1 protein-coding gene is annotated in these 490 nt (G+C 68.0%); it reads right to left on the reverse strand.

The features are described from left to right. Positions 1 to 39 precede the first annotated feature (39 nt). Positions 40 to 490 (reverse strand): DUF6101 family protein (locus IC50_RS36515; RefSeq protein WP_035716430.1); only part of this gene is annotated, 451 nt, incomplete at its 5' end.

A 490-nucleotide genomic window follows, 5' to 3' on the forward strand; every position in this document is an offset into this window, starting at 1 on the left:
CAGTAAGACTAACCCACCCTACGGCACTGTGACTGCCGCTCAATTCCTCGCGATGATCTCGCGTTCGCCCCGATGAACGGGCAGCTCGCGCGCAAAGCCCGCGCGCCGGCGCATCAGGAATTTCGGTCGGCGGGCGCGGATCGCGTTGGCGCGGCGCCGGCGCGGCGCAGGCTTGCGGGCGGCTTCGTCGAGCTGCGGCAGCGCGAAGAGCTCGCTCCAGATCGCCCAGGCTTGCGCGATCTCGTCGGCACCGGCGCCGACCAGCAGCGGAATGGACAACGAGGGATCGCGATGCACGAGGACGAGCGTCTGCGCTTCGTCATTGCCGCGCAGCGCGACACCGGTGAAGTCGCTGACCCGCACGTTGATCGCCATCTGCATGCCGCGGACGGCACGGCGCAGCACGACACGCTCGCGATGAAGCTCGATCTGCCTGACATGTCCGTCGGCGCGCGGATCATGCGCATCGAAGCGGACCGGAAGGGAAAGA

Origin of the sequence: Bradyrhizobium genomosp. I (2014) (assembly GCF_000261685.1) — a bacterium.
Classification (GTDB): domain Bacteria; phylum Pseudomonadota; class Alphaproteobacteria; order Rhizobiales; family Xanthobacteraceae; genus Bradyrhizobium.